Origin of the sequence: Flavobacterium piscisymbiosum (genome assembly GCF_020905295.1) — a bacterium.
GTDB lineage: Bacteria > Bacteroidota > Bacteroidia > Flavobacteriales > Flavobacteriaceae > Flavobacterium > Flavobacterium piscisymbiosum.
Genome location: NZ_JAJJMM010000001.1, coordinates 4191871 through 4214923, shown reverse-complemented (window position 1 = coordinate 4214923; position 23053 = coordinate 4191871). Strand labels below are relative to the sequence as shown.

Annotated in this window: 21 protein-coding genes; 9 read left to right on the top strand and 12 right to left on the bottom strand. The window is 35.7% G+C overall.

Annotated elements, in window-relative coordinates; all coding sequences use genetic code 11:
• Positions 1-2: 2 nt before the first annotated feature.
• From LNP81_RS18080 to LNP81_RS18070, 3 genes are read right to left on the bottom strand one after another with little or no spacing between them, the layout of a single operon-like run.
• On the bottom strand, positions 3-1007 hold the full coding sequence (locus LNP81_RS18080) for a nitrous oxide reductase accessory protein NosL (protein WP_230038294.1): 1005 nt from the start codon (positions 1005-1007) through the stop codon (positions 3-5).
• Between the two features lie 56 nt (positions 1008-1063).
• Positions 1064-3037 (bottom strand): Sec-dependent nitrous-oxide reductase, encoded by a 1974-nt coding sequence (gene nosZ, locus LNP81_RS18075; protein WP_131423942.1) that lies wholly within the window; start codon positions 3035-3037, stop codon positions 1064-1066.
• Between the two features lie 35 nt (positions 3038-3072).
• The gene (locus tag LNP81_RS18070; protein WP_230038292.1) at positions 3073-3549 is read right to left on the bottom strand and encodes a c-type cytochrome; all 477 of its coding nucleotides are present in this window, start codon (positions 3547-3549) and stop codon (positions 3073-3075) included.
• 125 nt (positions 3550-3674) lie between these two features.
• Between LNP81_RS18070 and LNP81_RS18065 the strand changes: the two genes are divergently transcribed.
• The 8 genes from LNP81_RS18065 (at position 3675) to LNP81_RS18030 (ending at position 13348) form a co-directional block, all read left to right on the top strand.
• On the top strand, positions 3675-4046 hold the full coding sequence (locus tag LNP81_RS18065) for a hypothetical protein (RefSeq protein ID WP_230038290.1): 372 nt from the start codon (positions 3675-3677) through the stop codon (positions 4044-4046).
• Positions 4047-4126: 80 nt separating this feature from the next.
• Positions 4127-4978, top strand: coding sequence for a hypothetical protein (locus LNP81_RS18060; RefSeq protein WP_230038288.1), 852 nt, complete (start codon positions 4127-4129; stop codon positions 4976-4978).
• Between the two features lie 62 nt (positions 4979-5040).
• Positions 5041-7035 (top strand): TonB-dependent receptor domain-containing protein, encoded by a 1995-nt coding sequence (locus tag LNP81_RS18055; RefSeq protein ID WP_230038286.1) that lies wholly within the window; start codon positions 5041-5043, stop codon positions 7033-7035.
• 110 nt (positions 7036-7145) lie between these two features.
• On the top strand, positions 7146-7670 hold the full coding sequence (azu, locus tag LNP81_RS18050; RefSeq protein WP_056205600.1) for an azurin: 525 nt from the start codon (positions 7146-7148) through the stop codon (positions 7668-7670).
• Between the two features lie 37 nt (positions 7671-7707).
• Positions 7708-9942, top strand: coding sequence for a nitric-oxide reductase large subunit (locus tag LNP81_RS18045; protein ID WP_230038284.1), 2235 nt, complete (start codon positions 7708-7710; stop codon positions 9940-9942).
• A gap of 533 nt (positions 9943-10475) precedes the next feature.
• Entirely contained in the window at positions 10476-11987 is a 1512-nt protein-coding gene (gene nadB / locus LNP81_RS18040) for an L-aspartate oxidase (protein WP_160372976.1), read from the top strand.
• A 29-nt stretch (positions 11988-12016) separates the two neighbouring features.
• Positions 12017-12733: an iron-sulfur cluster repair di-iron protein gene (ric, locus tag LNP81_RS18035; RefSeq protein ID WP_230038282.1), complete on the top strand. Its 717-nt coding sequence runs from the start codon at positions 12017-12019 to the stop codon at positions 12731-12733.
• Between the two features lie 462 nt (positions 12734-13195).
• Positions 13196-13348 (top strand): hypothetical protein, encoded by a 153-nt coding sequence (locus LNP81_RS18030; RefSeq protein ID WP_230038280.1) that lies wholly within the window; start codon positions 13196-13198, stop codon positions 13346-13348.
• Between the two features lie 62 nt (positions 13349-13410).
• On the opposite strand, the gene LNP81_RS18025 is transcribed toward LNP81_RS18030, so the two are convergent.
• From LNP81_RS18025 to LNP81_RS17990, 8 genes are all read right to left on the bottom strand, one after another.
• A complete protein-coding gene (locus tag LNP81_RS18025; RefSeq protein ID WP_230038278.1) occupies positions 13411-13908 on the bottom strand; it encodes a cupin domain-containing protein in 498 nt (165 codons plus the stop codon).
• Between the two features lie 62 nt (positions 13909-13970).
• Complete coding sequence (locus LNP81_RS18020; RefSeq protein WP_230038276.1) at positions 13971-15020, bottom strand: alpha/beta hydrolase; 1050 nt, start codon at positions 15018-15020, stop codon at positions 13971-13973.
• Between the two features lie 2 nt (positions 15021-15022).
• Positions 15023-15757 (bottom strand): carboxymuconolactone decarboxylase family protein, encoded by a 735-nt coding sequence (locus LNP81_RS18015; protein WP_230038274.1) that lies wholly within the window; start codon positions 15755-15757, stop codon positions 15023-15025.
• A 7-nt stretch (positions 15758-15764) separates the two neighbouring features.
• Positions 15765-16394: a flavodoxin gene (locus LNP81_RS18010; protein ID WP_230038272.1), complete on the bottom strand. Its 630-nt coding sequence runs from the start codon at positions 16392-16394 to the stop codon at positions 15765-15767.
• A gap of 19 nt (positions 16395-16413) precedes the next feature.
• Complete coding sequence (locus tag LNP81_RS18005) at positions 16414-17499, bottom strand: alpha/beta hydrolase (protein WP_230038270.1); 1086 nt, start codon at positions 17497-17499, stop codon at positions 16414-16416.
• Between the two features lie 28 nt (positions 17500-17527).
• Positions 17528-17971 carry a nuclear transport factor 2 family protein gene (locus LNP81_RS18000; protein WP_056253078.1) on the bottom strand — a complete coding sequence of 148 codons (444 nt, stop codon included), beginning with the start codon at positions 17969-17971 and terminating at the stop codon, positions 17528-17530.
• Positions 17972-18066: 95 nt separating this feature from the next.
• Positions 18067-19209 carry an aldo/keto reductase gene (locus LNP81_RS17995; RefSeq protein ID WP_230038269.1) on the bottom strand — a complete coding sequence of 381 codons (1143 nt, stop codon included), beginning with the start codon at positions 19207-19209 and terminating at the stop codon, positions 18067-18069.
• Between the two features lie 21 nt (positions 19210-19230).
• A complete protein-coding gene (locus LNP81_RS17990; protein WP_230038267.1) occupies positions 19231-20082 on the bottom strand; it encodes an aldo/keto reductase in 852 nt (283 codons plus the stop codon).
• Between the two features lie 161 nt (positions 20083-20243).
• On the opposite strand from LNP81_RS17990, the gene LNP81_RS17985 reads away from it, so the two are divergent.
• Positions 20244-21140, top strand: coding sequence for a helix-turn-helix domain-containing protein (locus LNP81_RS17985; RefSeq protein WP_230038264.1), 897 nt, complete (start codon positions 20244-20246; stop codon positions 21138-21140).
• 774 nt (positions 21141-21914) lie between these two features.
• On the opposite strand, the gene LNP81_RS17980 is transcribed toward LNP81_RS17985, so the two are convergent.
• On the bottom strand, positions 21915-22994 hold the full coding sequence (locus LNP81_RS17980; protein ID WP_255700754.1) for an alkene reductase: 1080 nt from the start codon (positions 22992-22994) through the stop codon (positions 21915-21917).
• Positions 22995-23053 lie beyond the last annotated feature (59 nt).

The following is a 23053-nucleotide window of genomic DNA, read 5'->3' as shown; positions in this document are numbered from 1 at the left end:
AATTATTTTTCTAAAATTGACGCCCATTGTATCTCTGTTCCCTGTGATTCTGCTCCAAATGCTTGTGATTGGCTTTCAGTGGAGAACGCCGCAATGTTACCATGCATCGGACTTTTTATTGTGCCGCCTGAAATAAAAAAAGCTTTTTCTGCCTGAATTAGTTCATTTTCCTTTGTATAATCATGTACATAATAACTCTTAACCTTCATATCTGAATGTTCTTTACAATAGTTGACCATACAGGCAATATCATCAAACTTATATGCCCGTCCTTTTTGGGTAATAATTTCTGAGCCATATTTACCGTCACTTATTCCCATTTTACAATAATCACAATTGTCTGTATTTATTTTGATGGAAATTGGTCTATCTCCTGAACATGAAAAAAGAAAAGAAGCAATAATTAAAACGCTAAAAAATTTATTAAATCCTAAAGCTGATTTCCTCTCTTTAATTATAGCCAGAAAAAGCAAGACACCAACTGTAATGAGCATCCATCCACCTATATCAGGTATAGAATAAGCGCCAAAATTCAGCAACTGTTTATAGCCCAGTAATGGAGGCTGGTATGCCATACCTGGAACCCGTATGGCAGCATTCGGGTCTAAATTATGGCCATAGTCGTAATTCCACCGGTAAAAATCAATAGCAGCTAAAACTCCGAAAAGCACAAAAGAACAAAACAATATATACAAGGAATTTCGCTTAGCATAAAAAGAGCAGCTTAAAGCAATGATGCCAAACAATCCTAAAATGTAAGGCAGGATTTTAAACTCGATAAAATCTTCGGTATGAAGTGTTTTCATACCTATATAATGATTCAATCCGTTGATAATATCTACATCTCCTGCAATTTTTGTGGCATGAAGTTTTAAAACCAAACCTTCAGGATATTGTGGAGCTGTCAGTTCAATTTTCCACATGGGAACAAAAATGGACCCTATTAACAGAAAGCCACACACAAAAAGTACTGCTCTTGAAAAAATTGAAAGTATTTTATTTTTCATGATGATTCAAATAAAAAGGGAACAAAGAAAACTTTGTCCCCTTCACTGGTTATTAGTTATTCCTTTGGTAAATTCGTACCCAAACTATACGTAATTGGCACATTACTTCCTGCAGGTGAAACTCTAACATAACCCTGCATTTCCTGATGAAGTGCACTGCAGAAATCCGTGCAATAAAATGGAAAAATTCCTTTTTTCTGAGGAACCCATTTTAGTGTAATCGTTTCTCCGGGCATGATCAGCAACTCAGCAGTATTTGCCCCTTTAATAGCAAATCCGTGAGGAACGTCCCAATCCTGTTCCAAATTGGTAACGTGGAAATAAACTTCATCCCCTACTCGTATACCTTCAATATTATCGGGAGCAAAATGCGAACGTATACAAGTCATATAAACATGTACTTTTTTTCCCTCTCGGACCACTTTGGTTTCTTTTTCACCTCTGGCAACGTAAGGATGCAGATTATCTGCCATTTTGTAATATTTCAATTGACCGTTATTGCGTATTTTATCAGCTGGAATACCTTGCGCATAATGAGGTTCTCCAATGGTTGGATAATCCAATAAAAGCTTCATTTTATCCCCGCTAATGTCAAATAATTGTGCACTTTGCGCTAATTCCGGGCCAGTTGGTAAAAAGCGGTCTTTAGTGATTTTATTATAAACCACCATATATTTTCCAAATGGTTTCTCTGTATTGCCTCCCGGAATCATTAAATGCCCTGGAGAATAATAGGTGGCTTTTCTATCTAAAACTTTTAAATCTTTTATGCTCCATTTTACTACTTCAGAAGAAACAAACATTGTAGTATAGGCATTCCCTTTTCCGTCAAATTCGGTATGTAGCGGTCCTAAACCCGGTTTTTGAACTTCGCCATGAAGAGCGGCCTCATACTTAATCACAGGAATTCCTGCATAACTACCATCAAATTGTTTTTTGGCAATAGCATTTTTCAGTTTCGTAAAACTAAATACAGGAATAAGGGCTGCTAGTTTTCCACTTCCAACAATATATTCACCAGTTGGATCAATATCACACCCGTGTGGAGATTTAGGACAGGGAATCATATAACAGATATCTTTCAGTTCAGCAGCATCCAGAATCAATACTTCTTTCTTGATTTCAGATTTAGCCGTTTGGGTTTTCTCATCCCAGGTATTATGAACATAATTTGCCGGTACACGTTTTCCTTTTCCAGCTTTAATATACTCTTCAGCTTTTTTCCAATTGACGGCCATGATAAAATCCTTATCATTTTTAGAAGCGTTTACCTCAAGCAGGGTATTGGCCTGCTCAGTGTTGTAACAGGAGAAAAAGAACCAACCGTGAGATTCTTTTTTCCCCGGATGACTAAGATCAAAATTAACACCCGGAGTTACGATCTGAAAAGCAAGATCCAACTCTCCTTCTTTACCCACTTTTACAAAACTAAGGTGTCCTTTAAAGTTTTTCTTATATGTATTAATGGGTACATCTCCATCGTCATTATCTGCGGGAACGCTAAAACGGCTTGCCCCCACAATATACTCTGTGTTTTGCGTGATAAAAGGAGAAGAATGGTTTCCTCCACAATTTGGAAGCTCGATTATCTCAGCTGTTTTAAAAGTTTTCAGGTCAATACGTGCAATCCTTGGCGTATTATTGGCATTGGCAAAAAGCCAGCGCCCGTCAACTTCTCCATTGGTTTGAGATAAATCTAAATGATGCTGATCATCCCACGGGACATAACCATGCGAAGTATTCAACATGGCTTTTGTTTCTTCACTGTAACCATAGCCACTTTGTGGATCTTCTGAGAACACCGGCATAACCCTTAACAATCTACCGCTAGGAAGTCCATAAACACTTACCTGACCGCTGAAACCACCAGATACAAAATTGTAGAACTCATCATACTTACCTGGAGCAACGTAAACTTTTTGCGCAGCATCTCCATCGACAGTATCGCTGGAATCCTTGGGCTTGCAGGAAACAAAGAAGGCACAGCCTAACGCAACGGCAAAAACTGATTTTAATAATTTATTTTTCATAACATTCTCATTTGAATTTGAATTTTTTATTCTGGTTATTTCACACCGTCGTTCTGGCGCATGTATTCGAGTACACTTCTGGCCTCATCATCGGTCAGACCTTGATTAGGCATACGAATCATACAGAGTTCTAATTGAGCCTGCAATTCAGGATCTTTATCAATCATAGGATCAGGATTGGTAATAAAATTCATAATCCATTGAGGAGTTCTGCGTCCTGTAACGCCTTTCCATCCAGGCCCTACCAATTTTTCATCTGTAGTTTTGTGACAGGATGTACATTTTACTTCGGCTACTTTTAATCCTTTTTCAGCCAGTGGCTTATCCAAGGAAGCGCCTAATTCAACTGTAGAAAATTTTCCAAGGCCTCTTTTAGGATCGTATGATTCGGCTTCGGCTGTATTTTCTGTAGCTGTAGGAGTTGAAAAATCCTGATCAGTATTCGATTTTTCTTTCCCACACGATACGAGCAAGAAAGAACCAAACATCGCTAATAAAAATAATCTGTTCATTACTAAGGTTTTTAATTTGTTAAACTTTGGATCAAAATTCCAAAACTTGTATTACATAAAGTATGACCATAATCATAACATGAAAAAAAAGATCATGATACCTTCGTACTTTCAAAATACAGGTAATGAAATTTTGTATTTACATATTCCTTTTTGCAGTATTGTTCAGACCGGTATTTCCAATCTTGGATTACGCACTGAATTACAATTATATTTCTGCAGAATTATGCGAAAACAGGAACACTCCAAAATTAGAGTGTAATGGCAAATGCCATTTGAAGAAAGAGTTGGCAAAAGCCTTAAAAAATGAAACACCTTCCTCGAGTGAGAAAAAAGGTGAAATCACGGAAACTATTTTGCTATACTTTGAAAACATTCCCGTTTTTAATTTTCAAAATAACCAAAAAGTCATCTTAGAAATAAACTCAGGATATAAAAATCTTTACGTTTATCTGAACACTTATTTTGTATTCCATCCCCCCATTTTCAAGTATTAATTTTTCGATTATCTAATTACTTCTCCTTCGAATTTACATTCGACAGAAGCCTTATATTCATAATTTAAATTAAAATTCAAATGAAAATTTTAAAACACATAGCCATTTTAGTTCTGTCCATTTCTCTGTTCTCATGCTCCTCAGATGATAATTCCTCCACTCAGATTCCAATTGATGAAACCGCTGGCCTTCAAAAAATTCAGGAAATATCAAATGAAACTCATACTTTCGAACTCTATTCCCAAAGCGGCTCTTTAATTCAGGGTTACAATCATATTACACTTAGCATTAAAGACAAAAAAACGAATGCCTATATTAAAGATGCCAAAATAAGCTGGTTGCCAATTATGCATATGGCTATGATGGAGCATTCATGTCCAAAATCTGCTGTGACCAAAACCTCAGACAAACAAACTCTGTACGAAGGCGATATCATCTTTCAAATGGCTGAAAATGATACTGAATATTGGGATCTGACTCTTACTTATACTGTTAATACTATTTCGTATACTGTTACTGATATTATCAAAGTTCAGGCTTCGGCAAAACGAACTGTTAGCTCCTTTAAAGGATCTGATGGCGTTCGTTACCTCATTGCCTCCATCGCACCTCAAAACCCAAAAGTAGCCACGAACGATATTAGCGTTGGGGTTTATAAAATGCAGGATATGATGACGTTTCCTGTCGTGAATAATCTCAAAATAAAAATGGATCCAAGAATGCCCAGCATGGGTAATCACGGTTCGCCTAATAATACCGATTTAACACAATCTACAACCGATGGCTTTTACAACGGAAAACTTTCTTTGACTATGACTGGCTATTGGAAAATTAATCTTCAACTTTTAAATGCTTCGAATGATGTACTTAAAGGAGAGCCTGTAACGACAGAAAATCCTGCAAGCAGTCTTTTCTTAGAAATCGAATTCTAAATATTGAATACTAACAAGAAAGAGATAGTGAGCATTTATCTCTTTCTTATAATTACTTTATAATGAAAAATATAACAGCGATCCTTTTAGTTATCTTTTCGACAGTGTGCTGGGCACAAGAAAAAAAGAATGATACTCTTGCAGCTGTAAATCTCAATGAAATTATAGTTATAGGAAAAAAAACACCTTTGAATCTTAAACAGCCCAAATCGTTAACCTCTGTAGAAGATTATCTAATGGGTTCTTCAAAAATGAATATGATTAAAAGAGGTGCATATGCATGGGAACCTACCATTAACAATATGTCGACCGAGCGTACTGTAATTACAATTGATGGTATGCGGATTTTTGGTGCCTGTACCGATAAAATGGATCCTGTGACTTCTTATGTCGAGATTTCAAATTTATCTGAGGCAACAGTTGCCTCAGGTCAGCAGGCCAGCTGTCATGGCGCTACGATTGGAGGTTCGATAGATCTAAAACGAAATCAATATAAACACAGAAAAAACGGCTGGAATGGCAGTTTATCTTCTGGTTATGAAAGCAATAACCAGCAAAAGATTATTGGTGCCGCTTTAGGTTATACTGACAGTACCTTTTTTGCGCATGTTGATTTTATGCATCGTGATGCCGAAAACTACAAAGCGGGAAACGAAAAAGAAATTAATTTTTCTCAATTTACCAAGTACAATATTTCGGCAAATGCTGGCTATTTTATCGATAAGAAGAATGTACTGGAAACTTCGATTATTTATGATAAAGCTGTGAATGTTGGCTATCCGGCGCTTCCAATGGATGTTTTATTGGCAGAAGCTAAAATCATTTCATTGAGTTACAAGTACATTCCAGATTCTGGTGTTATTTCTGATTGGGAAACAAAAGGATATTTTAATACCATTACCCATAAAATGGATGATACTAAAAGACCAGCAGTTCCTATTCATATGGATATGCCGGGCTGGTCTGACACCTATGGTTTTTATTCTAAAATAAAAGGAAAACACGAAAATCATGAATTTCTAGCCGATTTGAATTCTTTTTATAATAAGGCGGTAGCCGAGATGACAATGTATCCTGCTGATCTAACTGAAAATCTGATGTTTATGTACACCTGGCCTGATGTTCGAACGCTATATAACGGATTATCATTAGAAGATAATATTACAATCTCTCCCGAAACCATTCTTAGAATCAGCACTAATCTAGGTTTTCATTCTAATACAGTAGCCAATGATTTTGGACTACAAAGCCTTCGTATTTTTTATCCTGAAATGAATGCCACACAAAACCGATTCTTAAAAAGTCTCTCTGGAAATTATACCAAAAATGCTGGTAAACTTGAACTCGGATTTGGTTTGGCTTACGCCGAAAGAGCACCTTCTGTTTCTGAGGGCTATGGCTTTTATCTGTATAACAGTAATGATTTTTATGATTATATAGGAAATCCAAATTTGAAAAATGAAAAGGCTGTTGAAGGAAACTTGTCTTTTGGATTTAAAAACAGCCGACTAACTTCGAAAGTTACGGCTTCATATTTCCATATCTCAAATTATATCATCGGAAAAATTGATCCAAAAATACTGCCCATGACTATTGGAGCATCGGGTGTAAAAATCTACGACGCTATTAATTATGCTTCGATTTTTAATACTGATTTTAATCTGGAATACTTCTTTTTGCAAAACTGGAATATAAAAACACAGATCGCCTACAGTCTGGGTAAAGATGATCAGGAAAACGACCTTCCTTTTATAAGTCCGCTCCGATATTATGCCGGAATAGAGTTTAAAAAAGAAAAAATCAATGCGGGAATATTTGCCTCTGGAAATCTTGCACAAAATAACTTCGCAAAAGTATACGGACAAATTAAAGCACCCGATTACCTGATATTTAATATCAATGCAGGTTATAGCTTTAATTGGAATCAAAACAAAATAAAAGCGCAAACAGGTATTGAAAATATTTTTGATAAATATTACGCTACTTTTTCAGACTGGAACAAAATACCACGAATGGGACGCAATGCCTTTATAAATCTTACTTATAGTTTTCACTAAGATTGGAAGCAAAAATTAATCCGCCTTTATGATTAGAATCATAAACCAAAAAAAACGATAGCCATACTTTTACAGTAATAAAATTTAATAACATTTAAATACCAAAAACAATGAAAAAGTCTTTCAAGATTACCCTCGTAGCAGCCTTTGCAATTTTCAGTTTATTCTCATGCGGAAAAAAAGATTCAAAAGACATAGAACCAGTTGCAACACCCACAACTGAGGAACCTTACGAAGAAAGTCCGATCGAAACCCCAGTCGCTACAAATGATCTTCAGATTGAGAGCAATGATCAAATGCAATATTCTGTAACTGAATTAAGAGCTCCCGCAGGAAAAATTACCCTTACACTAAAACATGTCGGCAAGATGGAAAAAATCGCAATGGGACATAATTTAGTAATTCTAAAACCTGGAACTGATATTTCTGATTTTACACTTAAAGCTGTAGATGCAAAAGATACAGATTACATACCTGCATCTGAAAAAGCAAAAGTAATTGCCCATACAAAAATAATTGGCGGCGGCGAAAGCGATGTTATTGAGTTTACAATAGACGAACCAGGAACTTACGATTTTATCTGCTCATTCCCTGGACATGTATCGATGATGAAAGGAAAATTAATTGTAGAATAAAGCAATTTTTTTAATATAAAAAGCTAAAATCATTATAATGAACAAGGAAAAAAAACTGTGGATAGGTTTTGCACTTGTGATGAGTATCTCTTTTTCTGCCTTAGGATATTACGGATATGAGATCTATCAGGAAGCACCTCCTATTCCAACCGAAATAGTTGGGCCAAACAACACCGTAATCTTTACCGCTGAGGAAATTAAGGATGGGCAGAATGTATGGCAAAGTATGGGTGGACAGGAAGTTGGTACTATTTGGGGACATGGTGCCTATGTAGCCCCAGACTGGACTGCAGACTGGCTGCATAGAGAAGCCGTGTTTATTTTGGATAAATTGTCCGAAAAGGAATATTCAAAAACTTTTGCAGAACTGACAAAAGAGCAACAGGCCACAATGAAAATCAGGCTTCAAAATGATGTTCGTAGAAATACCTACGACAGTAGTACTGGCATCATAACCATTTCTCAAAACAGGATTGAAGCCATAGCCTATTTGAGTAAGTATTATGAAGGATTGTTTATGGATGATCCCAAATTTGAGACATTACGCCATAATTATGCAATTCCCAAAATGTCTATAAAAGATCCGGAAAGAATGCATAAAATGAACGCTTTTTTCTTTTGGGCAACCTGGGCAACTGTAACAGAAAGGCCAAATCAGAAAATTTCATACACACACAACTGGCCATCTGATGAATTAGTTGGAAATGTGGCTACCAAAGATCTTCTGGTATGGTCAGGAGTTAGTATCATACTGCTGCTATTTTGCATCGGTGTTCTAATTTTTTATCATGTGCGATCAGGTGAAGATGAGCATTTCGAAATACCAGTTCAGGATCCACTATTAAAACAAGGAATGACACCTTCGATGTTTCGCATAAAAAAATATCTTTGGGTCGTAAGTCTATTAATTGTATTGCAAGTTGTAATGGGGGTCATTACCGCACATTACGGTGTAGAAGGAAACGGATTCTTTGGTATTCCTCTGGATCAGATTCTGCCTTACGCAGTAACAAGAACCTGGCATACTCAACTGGCTATATTCTGGATAGCAACCGCTTGGCTTGCAACTGGATTATACATTGCACCGGCTGTTGCAGGGAAAGACCCAAAATTTCAAACATTTGGTGTTGATTTTTTATTCTATGCTTTAATTCTAATTGTATTAGGCTCAATGGCCGGACAATGGTTTGGGGTAATGCAGAAACTTAATTTGGTAGAAAACTTCTGGTTTGGTCATCAAGGTTACGAATATGTAGATTTAGGTCGATTCTGGCAAATATTCCTTCTTGTAGGATTGTTTCTTTGGCTGGCATTAATGGTTCGTCCTTTACTTCCGGTACTGAAGAAAAAAACAGGCGAAAGAAATCTTATCATAATGTTCCTAATCTCATGTACCGCTATTGCTACTTTCTATGCAGCTGGCCTAATGTGGGGAAGACAGACCAATCTGGCAATTGCTGAATATTGGAGATGGTGGGTTGTGCATCTATGGGTAGAAGGCTTTTTTGAAGTGTTTGCTACTGTAGTAATTGCTTTCTTATTTGTTCGTTTAGGTCTGTTAAAAACAAAAACAGCAACGCTGAATGTTATTTTCTCTACTATTATTTTTATGTCTGGAGGAATTTTAGGAACATTTCATCATCTTTATTTCTCAGGAACGCCAACTGCTGTGATGGCTCTTGGGGCAACCTTTAGCGCTTTGGAGATTGTGCCTCTGGTTTTAATTGGGTATGAAGCCTACCATAACTACAAACTTTCAAAATCAACACAATGGATCAAGGATTATAAATGGCCTATCTATTTTATGATTGCTGTTGCTTTCTGGAATTTCTTAGGAGCCGGAGTATTTGGTTTTATCATTAATCCGCCTATTGCTTTATATTACGTTCAGGGCTTAAACACAACGCCTTTGCATGGACATACTGCCTTATTTGGAGTCTATGGAATGCTCGGAATTGGTTTGATGCTATTTGTGCTCCGCAGTTTGTACAGACATGAGATATGGAATGAAAAAGCAATGAAATTCATATTCTGGTCTACCAATATTGGATTGCTGGCTATGGCTTTATTGAGTCTTCTTCCTGTTGGAATTTGGCAAGCTATAGAAAGTATCGAGCACGGAATGTGGTATGCACGTTCGGCCGAACTAATGCAGCAGCCAGCGATGGTAACCTTGAAATGGCTTAGGGCTATCGGCGATACTATTTTCGGATTTGGAGTATTGGCATTGTGCTGGTTTGTCTTTGACCTTACCCTTAGAAAAAAAAGTTAGTAAACTAAAATAGAAACATCTGGGAGAATATACTCCCAGATGTTCTTTCAATCAAAGCCTTGAGCAACTTGTTTTGTACTTAAAATAAAAAATGATCTTTGGCGAACATTTAAGGAGTGATGTTCAAAAAAAACTCGGTATTATTAGTGCTTTAGATGTTTGAAAATTCAAAAAATACCGAACCTCTAAAAATGTTGCACATCAAGAATATGAATTCATATTTTAAAGGTAGCTTGATATTGGTTGACATAAGTCATTATTTAATTTATTAAAACGGGCCCCTACTACCGTTTTCATTGTGGCTACAGAAGTCGGAATCGTGTGCGAGTCTTTAAAAGCAGTATTTTATAAAAAGCTGATTCCGACTCCTTCCACACAAGACTAATTGGTAAACAAATCTTTATTAAGATAAATACACCTAAAACAGCTTATCTACATCACAAAACAAATGTTGCGGATTAAAATAAATGTAATAAGAGAAGCGTGAAACGCACAAACCCATAAAAATCTTAAACTTTCTTAAACCTAAAAATATGCCTAAGACTGACATTCTAATAGTAGGTTCTGGTATTTCAGGACTATTTTTTGCCATTAAAACGGCAAGAAAACGCCCCGATTTATCTATTTGTATCATGACAAAAGAAAAGGCTAACAACACCAATACGCAACTTGCGCAAGGAGGAATAGCTGTAGTCACCAATCAATTGAAAGATAGTTTTGAACAGCATATAAAAGATACGCTGAAATCTGGCGCTGGACTTTGTGATGAAGAAATTGTTAAAATGGTTATTCAACAAGCTCCCGAAAGATTAGAAGAACTAATAGAACTTGGTGCCATATTTGATAAAAATAAGGAAGGCCAATGGGATTTAGGACTAGAAGGTGGCCATTCACAACATCGAATTCTACATCATAAAGACAGTTCAGGATTAGAAATTGAAAAAAAGCTCCTTTCAATTATCACTCAAACAGCAAATATTGAACTTTTAGAAAATCATCAGGTCATAGAATTAAATACTGAAACAAAGCGCAATGAAGTGAATTGCACCGGTGCTTTTTTTTATGATAAGAACAATAACGCAATAAAATATATACGTACCAGAGCTATTGTGCTTAGCACAGGTGGCTGCGGACAACTCTTTGAAAACACAACCAATCCTGCAATTGCTACTGGTGACGGAATTGCAATGGCGGCTCGTGCAGGAGTCGAAATCAAAGATATGCAATACATGCAATTTCACCCTACAGCATTAGCTTCCGGGAATAAAAATCCGCTATTCTTAATTTCAGAAGCTGTAAGAGGTTTTGGAGCCTATATTATAAACGACGAACACAAAAGATTTCTTTTTAAATACGATTTAAGAGGTGAACTAGCTACCCGAGATATTGTTTCCCGTGCTATTAGTATCGAAATGCTCGAAACTCAAAAAAAACATGTATATCTGGATTGTAGACATTTAGATCAAGATGATTTTTTTAAACATTTTCCTTCTATTTCCGCCCATTGCAATGCAATAGGTTTATATCCGGAAAAAGATCTGGTTCCAATTGTTCCTGCGGCTCATTACCAATGTGGTGGTATTAAAGTAGACCGCAACGGTGTTACGACAATCAAAAATTTATATGCCATTGGTGAATGTGCCCGGACAGGATTACATGGGAAAAATAGATTGGCATCTAATTCACTTCTTGAAGCTTTGGTTTTTGCTCATCAGGCATCCAACAACATTGATAAAACTATTGCCGCATTTATTTTTTCTTCCAAAATCCTTCTTCCCAAATTTTCAACCGTAAATATTAAAAATAACTACGAACCGTACCAAATTTTAAAAAAAGAACTACAGAAACTTATAACTTCATTTTATGCCAGCGATGAACACGACACGCATTTAGCAATGCTAAAAATAAAAATGCTAAAAAATGAAGCAGAAAATCTTATAGATAAAAATGAAATTACAATTCCATTTATTGATTTCTCAAATATGCTAACGACGGCCTTAATTATTATTAAACAATGCCAACCTGAAAAAGAACATTCATACTAATTAATAACCTTAAGTCTTTATAACTTCCTATGAAAACAACAAACAAAACCACAATTGGCGAAATCGCAGCTGATGATTTTAGGACGGCAGCAATTTTTTCAAAATATAGCATTGATTTTTGTTATAAAGGTCATCGTACCTTAAAAGAAGCCTGCAAAAAACGAGGCATTGAGGAGTCTCTTTTAATTGAGGAGCTTGATCGTGCAACAAATAATTCGGCCAACCAATCTTTTAATTATAAATCATGGTCATCGGATCTGTTGGCAGACTATATAGAAAAAACACATCATCGATATGTGGCTGAAAAAACACCCGTGTTGCTTAAATTATTAAATGAATTATGTACTCTTCATGGTGAAACATATCCTGACCTCTTTGAAATTAATACTTTATTTACTGAATCTGCCTTAGATCTCTCTGCTAATATGAGAAAAAAAGAACAGATCCTTTTTCCTTTTATAAAAAAAATAAATGAGGCGCATGCGAAAGGATTATTTTTAGAGATAGCACACTTTGGAACTCTTGAAAATCAAATGCTTTTAATTAAAGAAGAACATGATACAGTAGGACAACGCTTTAAAAAAATTGCTGCATTAACCAAAAATTATACCGCTCCAGCAGATACCTGCAATACTTATAAAGTAACTTTTGCAATGCTTAAAGAATTTGAACGTGACCTGCACAAGCATATTCATCTTGAGAATAATATTTTATTTCCAAAATCCGTAGCACTTGAAAAAGCTTAGATAAAGTTCTTTAAATTATTAGTTTTATCACACAATCGTTGCACATACTATTCTGAAAAATAATATTCCTTCTAAATCAATTACTAAATCTTAAGGTTAGAATTCGCAGCTCTCCTATTAAAGATTAGATACGAATTCCATCAATCCCCAACGGGACATCCAAACCAAATTCATAAAGCCAATGAAAGACAGCCTCTACTTCCAGTAAGCCAATCTCTTCAAATCCTCCATAAAATGGTGCGTGATTTGTCCTTTTGGGGTCACTCTTAAAAAAACGTTAAAACATCAGTTTTAGCGTTTTTTTTATGCCTTTTTCACATAATTTAACCCACTTTAACTTATAGACATAAGCGGTTTGTAAATTCAGCAAGGTCAACCTGACTGGATTCAAACCAAGCATAATTAACTACAAACCAACTTTCTATTAAAATTATTATCTTTATCTTAATAAAATTTTAGCTAATGGAATGTGAAGAAAAATATAAAGGCAAAATAACACCTCAAGCAGCACAAAAAATGCTTAAAGATGAAGGAATGAATGTTAGTGTTGATGAGGCAGGTGAAATCTTAAAATTTCTAACCGATATGGCTACTGTAGTTGTGCGAAATTTTTAAGTAAAGAAAAAGAGAGCCAATCAAATAAATATTAATAAACACTATAAATACCTTTAATTTTTTTATTTACTATACTCGGTGTCACTCACTTTTTCCAGCCAAATTGTTTCCCCTTTTTCTCTTCCTGTTATTGCAACCTGAACAAATTTGGTGTCTTTACTTGCTCCGTGCCAATGCTGAATATCAGCGGGACATTTAATAACGTCTCCTTTGTTAACAATAATTTTTGGACTTCCTTTTTCCTGATAATACCCAACTCCTTCAAGAGCCAATATAATCTGTCCGGCAGGATGACTGTGCCATTTAGTTCTTGCACCTGGTTCAAATGTTACACTGCCTACGGCGTTCTGATTAATACTATCAGCTTGAGCCAGATTATTCAGCCAGACGTTTCCTGTAAAATTAGTATTAGTAACTTTTTCTCCCTTTGAAAAAATTTCATTTGGAGTTGGAGTATTATTATCTAGTTGATCTTTCTTATTATTACAAGATATAGCACCCACTGTAATGCAGAATATAATAAGTATTTTTAGACTCTTCTTAAAATTCATTTTCTTCATTAATTTCTGTTTTTTTGATTTCTAATGCTTGATAGTAGTCAACAACAATCCAATTCTTGATCTTAAAGATTACTTTGGTAAAATTCCTTTAATTTGGTTACAATCTGTGATACATATTCTGGTTTCCAATACGTTTGAATATGAGTTGCTCCCTCAATTACAAATAGCTCTTTACTCTTTGCATTTACTGCTTTAGGAAATGCTTCATCGGTCAAATATTTTGTATCAGCCTTACCACCTGCTATCATTAAAAGAGGCTGATTAATCAAATCCATATTGGTGGCAGCATCCCATGTCATTAAATCCAGTAAACTACTCATTGTGTATAGAAAAGTTGAATTTGGATGCGCATAGGTTCTGTAATAATACTCATATCCTTCACGGTATAAATCGGTTGTAGTTTTAGCAATTTCTTCATCTGTAATACTTGCTACACCTGCATAAATCATTTTCCCTCCTGCAGCTTCCTGTGCGCGGGCTTCTGATGCTTTTTTGAGGCGCTCCTGAATAGTTGCCAATTGAGAATTCTGAAAACCATTGCGTCTTACTTCTCCTGAATTAAACATACTCAAAGTTGCAACTGCTTTAAAGCGTTTGTCTGATTGTACTGCTTTCAAAGTATATCCGCCGCCACCGCAAATACCTAAAACACCCAAACGATTTGCATCAACTCCCGCGTATTGTGTAATAAAATCGGCCATTCCATGAATATCTTCTATACGGCTGGCAGGTTTATCCGTATGACGAGGCTCTCCTCCGCTTGCTCCCTGATAGGCTGCATCGGCAGTAATGGTTATGTAACCTGATTCTGCTAAACGCTGCGCATAAAGCCCGGCTGTTTGTTCCTTTATACCACCGTTAGGATGAGCGACAACAACTACTGGATATTTTTTTGAAGCATCGTAATTTGCCGGTGTATATACATTAGCTGCAATATCAATCCCATCTACTTTGTAAGAAACCGGATGAATGTTTACTTTTCCTTTTTCGTTCTTGGTTATTGCGCCGTCGTATACCAGTGTAAAAGCATTTTGCTCATACTTTTTTTGAATAGATTGTGCATTTGTCATGTTTATTGTTATTAATGCAATTATCAATATTATTTTTTTCATCTTTATTTTTTAAATCTTGTTTTTAGCACTTCTTCTAGTACTTTTTGCGCAGCCTTTGCTTCTTTATTACCAGTTGCTGCTTTAATTTCGCCCACAAAATCTTTTAACTGACTTGGGGTAAGGCCAACATTGAGGCAAATATTTAAATGTGACTGCAACATAGGTTCTGCGTCGCCAATACTAGCTATTACAGAAATGGTTACTAATTCTCTTTCAGCATAAGTTAAAACATCTCTTTCAAAAATATCTGCAAAGAGATGTTCTTTAAGAAACGTATCTATTTCAGGTGCAAATGCTGAATAACCTGTTTTTGGACCGTCTTGCTTTGCTCTGGTTAGCTTTTCCAAGATTGCTTTGCCTCTTTCATATTTACTGCTTTCTTCTTTTATTGGGGATGCTTCAACACCAACAACATCAGTAAGACCTTTGGCTTTTCGCTCGTCCAGCGCATTCATAAAGGTCTGTAATCCACGAATACTGCGCGGAAATCCGCAATAAGCATAAAGATGAACAATACTTTCTTTGATTTGATTGATTGTTAAACCAGTATCTAATCCTGTATTTAGTTCTTCTTTAAGTTTTATTAAATCGCCTTTTGCAGTCACAGCAGCAATTCTAACAATCGCTTTTTGTTTATTATCTAAACTTTTAATTGTATCCGTTTGAGCTTCCATTGTTGTTAAAGTAAATATTGCGATTGTAAATAATATTGATTTTAAAAGTGCTTTCATTTTCATTGAATAATTAATTAACCATTTTTATTTTCTTCAGCCAATTTTGGATTTCAACCTGAACTTGTTTTTCTTTTTCGCCTTCCATTACAAATAAAATTCCATCTCTTTCAATGCCTCCTTTGACTGAGAAACCTTCTAAAACAATGCTTTTTGGACATAACTCTTTGACAGTTTGAAAACTGCTTCCAATTCCATAACCAGCATTGGTATTGAAGGGAATAACCATTTTTCCTTCCAAATTATATTCTTTTAAAAAACTTTTCATTGGAGGGGGCAGCTGCATTCCCCAAGTTGGAAAACCTACAAATACAATGTCAAATTTTTCAATATTTGTTATTTTTGTTTTTAGCGGAGGCAGAAAACCTGTTTCATTTTCATTTGCTACCTGACTGACTATTGCTTTATAATCTTCAGGATACGGTTTTTGCAATTCAAGTTCTAGTAATGCACCGCCGACATTTTTATGAATGATTTCAGCAACAGCCTTGGTGTTTTTAGTGCGCGAAAAATACACAATAAATATATTTTTATCTTTAGACAATTCTGCTTTATTTTGAGCTGATTCCTGTGCTTTACTACAACTTGAAAATAAGCAGATGACTGCAGTTATTACAAACAAGAATGTTGATGATTTCTTCATTGAATTAAGTTTAGCAAAATTATTTTTCTAATCCTTTTTCTTTCAGCCATTGAGCCATCAGATCAGCAACCTGAATATTATTCAAATCAGAAAATGGAAAATGTGTATTGCCTTTAATTCCGATTTCAGGAAGATGAACTACAGTAACATCTCCACCTTTTTTGTTTACAGCATCACGCCATAATCTTGCCATTTCCAAGCGTGCTCTCCATCCGTCAGCACCTGAATTTTTTGATGGTTTGTCTGGAATGTTATCTCCATAATAAATTACTATCGGAATTTTCGTCAGTTTCATAAAGTCTTCTAGTGGAACAGCTGTTGCTTCCAGAGCACCTGCTGAACTGGCAATTGGAGACGGAACTTCACCATCAGGGAATAAGAATCCGCTTCCCGGCTCATAAGATACAATGGCTTTTACATTTTCATTTTTAATAGCCGTAATCCAGCCCATTCCGCCAGAGTGTGAATGCGTAACCAGAATGGCAGGGCCAATTTTTGTAAAAAGTGCAGAAGCTGCATCTGTAGTAACCTTTATATCAATTGTTCCCAGATTCGGTGTCATGGAGCGGAAGTATTGATTAAGTGTTTCCTGATCACTGGAAAATTGAACACCATCAAAATAATTGGGCCAAATACCTACACGGAAAACACCAAACCATTGTTGTTCATCAGGAACAGGTTTTATCAAAGCTTCTGAAGTACTTCGTCCTGCATTTCCTCTTCTGGGCTGATCTATCAAATAAACAGGAAATTTTCTGCGAAGAAAAATATTCTGAAATCCCTCACGTCCGTCTGGTGTAGTTTCCCATGTTTTAGAGAACTGACCTATACCGTGCCACATTACCAAAGGATATTTGCGCGCTTGGACAGGTATTTGATAAAAAACATAAGCGTGATCACCTCTAAAAGTCTGTCCTTCTGGAGTAATATTATAGGGATCAAATGTACCGGGATTCTCAATCATGGTTCCTCCTACTGCAAAACTTCCCTGCTCTTCAATAACTATTGGCTTTTGTTTGGCTTTCTTCTGCGCTGTTAGCGAGGAACTGCTTACTACAAGTAACAAACAGAAAATGCTCCATCTTGCACTGATTATGTTTTTCATAATATTTTCTTTTCTCAATTTCTAAAATTTATTGTCCAGGAGTCATTAGCTTTGTAAAAGACAATGATCCTAATTTCCAACCATTACTGTTTTTTATATACACTTCTGTCACAATAAATGGATTAGTAACTTCATTTCCTCCTACTACTGCTAATAATGTAATTTTACTCAAAAGTATTGCCGTATCACCTATAATATTTACTGAAACCTCGTGAACGTCTGCTTTCTTGTAATGAATTCCTCCACTTTTAATCACATTGATTTCCTGAGTTTTACCCCAACTTCCTCCCATATGAACGAAAACAGATTTATCATCAAACAATGGTGTAAGTTTATCGACGTTTTTATCGGACATCCACTGCCATTTTTGATGTGAAAGTTGAATTACTTCCTTTTCAGCAGTAGTATTTTGTGCGAAAGACTTGTTTGCAATTAGAATAAGTACAAGCAATCCAAAAAGTGATTTTTTCATAATGATGTAAATTTTTAATTCGTATTTTTTTCTATTTATAAATTTGACACACCTTTAAAAGGTACCGGTAAGAATTTAGTTATAATAAATTAAAATTAATTCTTTTTCTGCGGGGCTTCAACATCAGAAAAAGCTAAAACTCCCGCTGGCAATCTTTCTCCCAAAATCTTAATTGCATTTAATGCTGTATTAAATTCCTGTAATTCATTTACAGAAAATTTTATTTGAGAAGCTCCCGTATTCTCTAACATATGAGCCATCTGCGTAGTTCCTGGAATTGGCACAATCCATGGTTTTTGAGCTAGCAGCCATGCAAGGGAAATTTGTGCAGGTGCAGCTTGCTTTTCTTTACTCCATTTCTGTATTAATTCAACCAAAGCCATATTTGCTGGCAGGTTTTCAGGTGCGAATCTTGATTCAATACCGCGAATATCTCCTTGCGCAAACCTTGTTCCTTCGTCAATTGCTCCGGTCAGAAAACCAACACCAAGTGGGCTCCATGGAACAAAACCAATTCCGAGTTCTTCGCAAAGGGGAATAATTGTTTTTTCAGGACCTCTCCATAAAAGAGAATATTCGTTTTGGATGGCGGTAATCGGATGAATAGCATGTGCTCGTCTAACAGTTTGATGACCTGGCTCACTAAGACCGTAATGAAGCAGTTTGCCTTCTTTAATCAGGCTTTGTATAGCACCAACCACATCTTCTATTGGAACCTGCGGATCAACACGATGTTGGTACAACAAATCAATTCTATCAGTTTTAAGACGCTTCAACATCCCTTCCACTACAATTTTAATATGTTCGGGACGGCTGTTTAAGCCCGGTAAACGTTTTCCGGTTTCCTGGTCTATATTCCATCCAAACTTTGTAGAAATCACAATTTTATCACGAAAAGATGCAACTCCCTCGCCGAGTATTTTTTCTACCTCAAAAGGACCGTAAGCTTCGGCAGCATCAAATAAAGTAACTCCATTGTCATACGCCGATTGAATAATTCGATGCATTTCCGGTCTCGAAGGAATTGTAGTTTGGTAGTTACGGCTCATATTTTGAACGCCAATACCAATGGTGGAAACTTCCAGTTTCCCCAATTTTCTTTTTCCGGGAGCAAGTGATTTATTATTTACTTCTAAATTTAGCTCATCATTGTGTGAATTTGCGAGAGAGCGAAACGGAAGCAAAGCGCTTCCTGCCAATGCTAAACCTGCTGTTTTTAATATTGATCTTCTATCCATTTAAATATTATTTCGTATTTGTTATCTGCTTAATTTTCTTTCACTTAACCACTTCACCATAGTAGGATCTCTGTGATCAAAAAACAGACTTGCATTAGTGTCTAAAGTCTGGATAGCTGTCAAATCTTCGTTTGATAATTCGAAATCAAAAATGTTGATGTTTTCTGCCATTCTTTCTTTACGAACAGATTTCGGAATTGCTACAACGCCTCTTTGAGTTAGCCATCTCAAAATAACCTGCGCAGTAGATTTATTATATTTTTGAGCAATTGCTGTTAGAATTTCATTTTGGAAAATATCATTTTTTCCTTCCGCAAAAGGCCCCCATGATTCGATTTGAATATTATTTTCCTGAAGGAATTTTTGGGTTTCATTTTGCTGATGAAAAGGATGTGTTTCTATCTGATTAACTGCTGGAACAAACCCTGTATTGGTAATTAAATCCATAACTCTGTCAGGATGAAAATTAGAAACGCCAATTGCTTTTACTTTCCCTTCTTCATAAAATTCCTGCATAGCGCGCCAAGAGCCGTAGATATCACCATACGGCTGATGGATCAGATACAAATCCAGATAATCCAATTGTAGAAGCTCTAATGATTTCTGAAAAGCTATTTTAGTATTTTCATAACCTGCATCACTTACCCAAAGTTTTGTAGTTACAAAAAGTTCTTCTCTTGCAATCCCGCTTCTTTTAATACCTTTTCCAACAGCTTCTTCATTCATGTAAGAAGCTGCTGTATCAATTAATCTGTAACCAGTTTCAATTGCATCTACTACTGCCTGTTCGCACTCTGCCATGTCCTGCATTTGAAAAACACCAAACCCTAAGATGGGCATTTCAACACCATTATTTAATTTTATATTGTACATTGTAATATGATTTATAATTTTATTATTACAAATTTCCGAACTTAAACCGACGGCACTGGTATACGGATTACGGAATCTCCTACCAAGATTACTGATTGAAAGCTAACTGCTGTTTAAGCTATACTTAAATAGCTAAATTTGTGTAATAAATAACGAAAGACATGGGACAAGTATTTAACTTCGAGACAATTAGTGAATACAATGATTTTAATAATCATGAAACATTACATCCTTTAGTTAGTATAATTGATTTTAATAAAGCAGAACCAAGAACCGGTTCTAAAATGAACTTTGAATTATATTGTATATTCTTAAAACAGGTAAAGTGCGGAGACTTAAAATACGGTCGTAATTATTACGATTATCAGGAAGGAACTTTAGTTTTTATAAAGCCCGGACAAACTATAGATGTAGAAAATAAAGTAGATATTTACCAGCCCGCTGGACACGGATTGGTTTTTCATCCTGATTTAATCCGCGGTACATCACTTGCTAAAAGTATTACTGAATATAGTTTTTTCGGTTATGATACCCGTGAAGCGCTTCATTTATCAGAAAAAGAAAAACAGCTTGTTTTTGACTGCTTTGCTAAAATTGAAGTAGAATTAAAACAGTCTATTGACAAACACAGCAAGAAACTGATTGCATCAAATATTGAATTGTTTTTAAATTATTGCGAAAGATTTTACGACAGACAATTTATTACCAGAGATACTACCAATAAAGGGATCGTTGAAAAGTTTGAAGAACTTTTAAACAGTTATTTTTCTTCCGACAAACCGAATATTATAGGATTGCCTTCTGTTGCCTATTATGCCAGTGAACTTAACTTATCTGCGAATTATTTTGGTGATCTTATTAAAAAAGAAACAGGAAAATCAGCTCAGGAATACATTCAGAATAAAATTATTGAAACTGCAAAAGACAAAATATTCGATTCTACAAAGACAATCAATGAGGTGGCATATGAATTAGGTTTTAAATACCCACAGCATTTTACTCGTTTTTTTAAACAGCATGTTGGAAGTACTCCTAATGAGTATAGAACTGTGAATTGAGAAAATAAATCAAATAATCTTATGGATTTCAATCTGAATATATATTTTCAATAATTCAATTACATTTAAAAGTAGCCTTTTTAACATTTAACCATTACGATACATACAAACCGCCCCTAAATAAAAATACAAAATAATTATCTTACAAATTCACTTGAAAGTAAGCCAATTTCTTTAAATCATTTATAAAATGGTTTGTAAATTGTTCAGTAACGGTCACTTAAAGAGACAACTAGTAAATAGTTGTCTCTTTTTTTATACACAAATATGTAGATTTTTCACATCTTTATTAGTTAGCATAAAATGGATCAACACGAAAACCTGTGGATATAGAAAAAATTACCACGGAGAACGCAAAGTTTTTTAAATATACTAGGTTTAGAAAAAACACATCCCGAAGCCTCGGGACACAAAGCTTTGTGGACTTTGATTGTGTAAACACTACTTAAATCTTAGTGAACTTTGCGAATCCCGATAGCTATCGGGATTGCGTTCTCTGCATTAAAAAATAATTAGGGAATATAAAATTTTTAATGTTTCTCCACAACATTTAGTGTTGATACCATAAAATCGTAAAATTTGGCTTCAAACTAATCCTTTTTTTTAGTTATTTTATTTATTAGAGAAATCCTATTATCACTTTAGTTGAATGAAAGCGACAAAAGCAAAAGAGCCCACACTACTTAAGGTGTGAGCTCAATTCTATAAAATATCTCTTTGATTTTATTGTTTTTAAATTATCTCATGGGAGCCATATAATGGATAGCTTAAGGTTCAATCTTTCAGTAACGGATAATCTGTATATCCGTGCTCACCTCCACCGTACATTGTCGCGTGATCAAGCTGATTGAACTCTGCATTCAATTCGAATCTTCTTGGCAGATCAGGATTGGCAAGAAATAGTGAACCATAGGCAATTATTTTTGCAATCCCTTTTTCAAGTTCTGCCTCCCCGGTTTCCTTATTGAACCCTGCATTTGCAATTACCAGATGTTTGCTTATACTTCCAAAAGTTTCCACTGCGTTTTTAGGATAGTTTGGATGATTATCCAGGGGCAACATCCCATTCATAAGATGAATATATGACAACGGTAATTCATTCAAAGCCTGTATTAATGGCTTGAATTGTGCCTCAGGATCGCTATTCTCAATATTATTGTAATAGACAGTTGGCGATAGCTTTATACCAACTTTATCGCTTCCGATAGCAGTAACTAATTCATGCATTACTTCCAGCACAAAACGGTTCCTGTTCTCTACGCTCCCGCCATATTCATCAGTTCTAAGGTTTGCACTTTCAGATAAAAATTGATTAGGCAGATATCCAAATGCGGCATGCAGTTCAACACCATCAAAACCGGCTTCAATTGCATTTTTGGCAGCCTGACCATAATCCTTAACAATCTCTTTGATCTGTAATACTGTTAGCTCTTGAGGAGTTTCATAATCTTTCATTCCCTGAGAGGTGAAATGCTGCTGTCCTTTTATTCCAATCGCCGATGGTGCTACAGGAAGTTTTCCGTCTCTATCCACTGAATGTCCGACACGACCAGTATGCCAAAGCTGCGCATAGATTACTCCTCCGTTATCATGAACTGACTTGTTTACTTTCTTCCATGCATCGATTTGCTCCTGATTATAGAGGCTTGGTGTCAGTGGACTGCCCAAAGCCTGCTCTGAAATATTTATAGCCTCGGTCAGCAACAGTCCGGCGCTCGCACGCTGTGTGTAATACAATACAGTCAGATCTGATACTACACCTGCGCTGTTAGCTCTGCTGCGAGTCATAGGCGCCATCGCCATTGCATTTTTTAATGTTTGTTTTCCTAATGTTACCTTTTCTAGTAATTTCATAGTGTATTATTTTTTAATATTAGATGTACAGTGTACTTTATCATGTTGAAAATATCTTT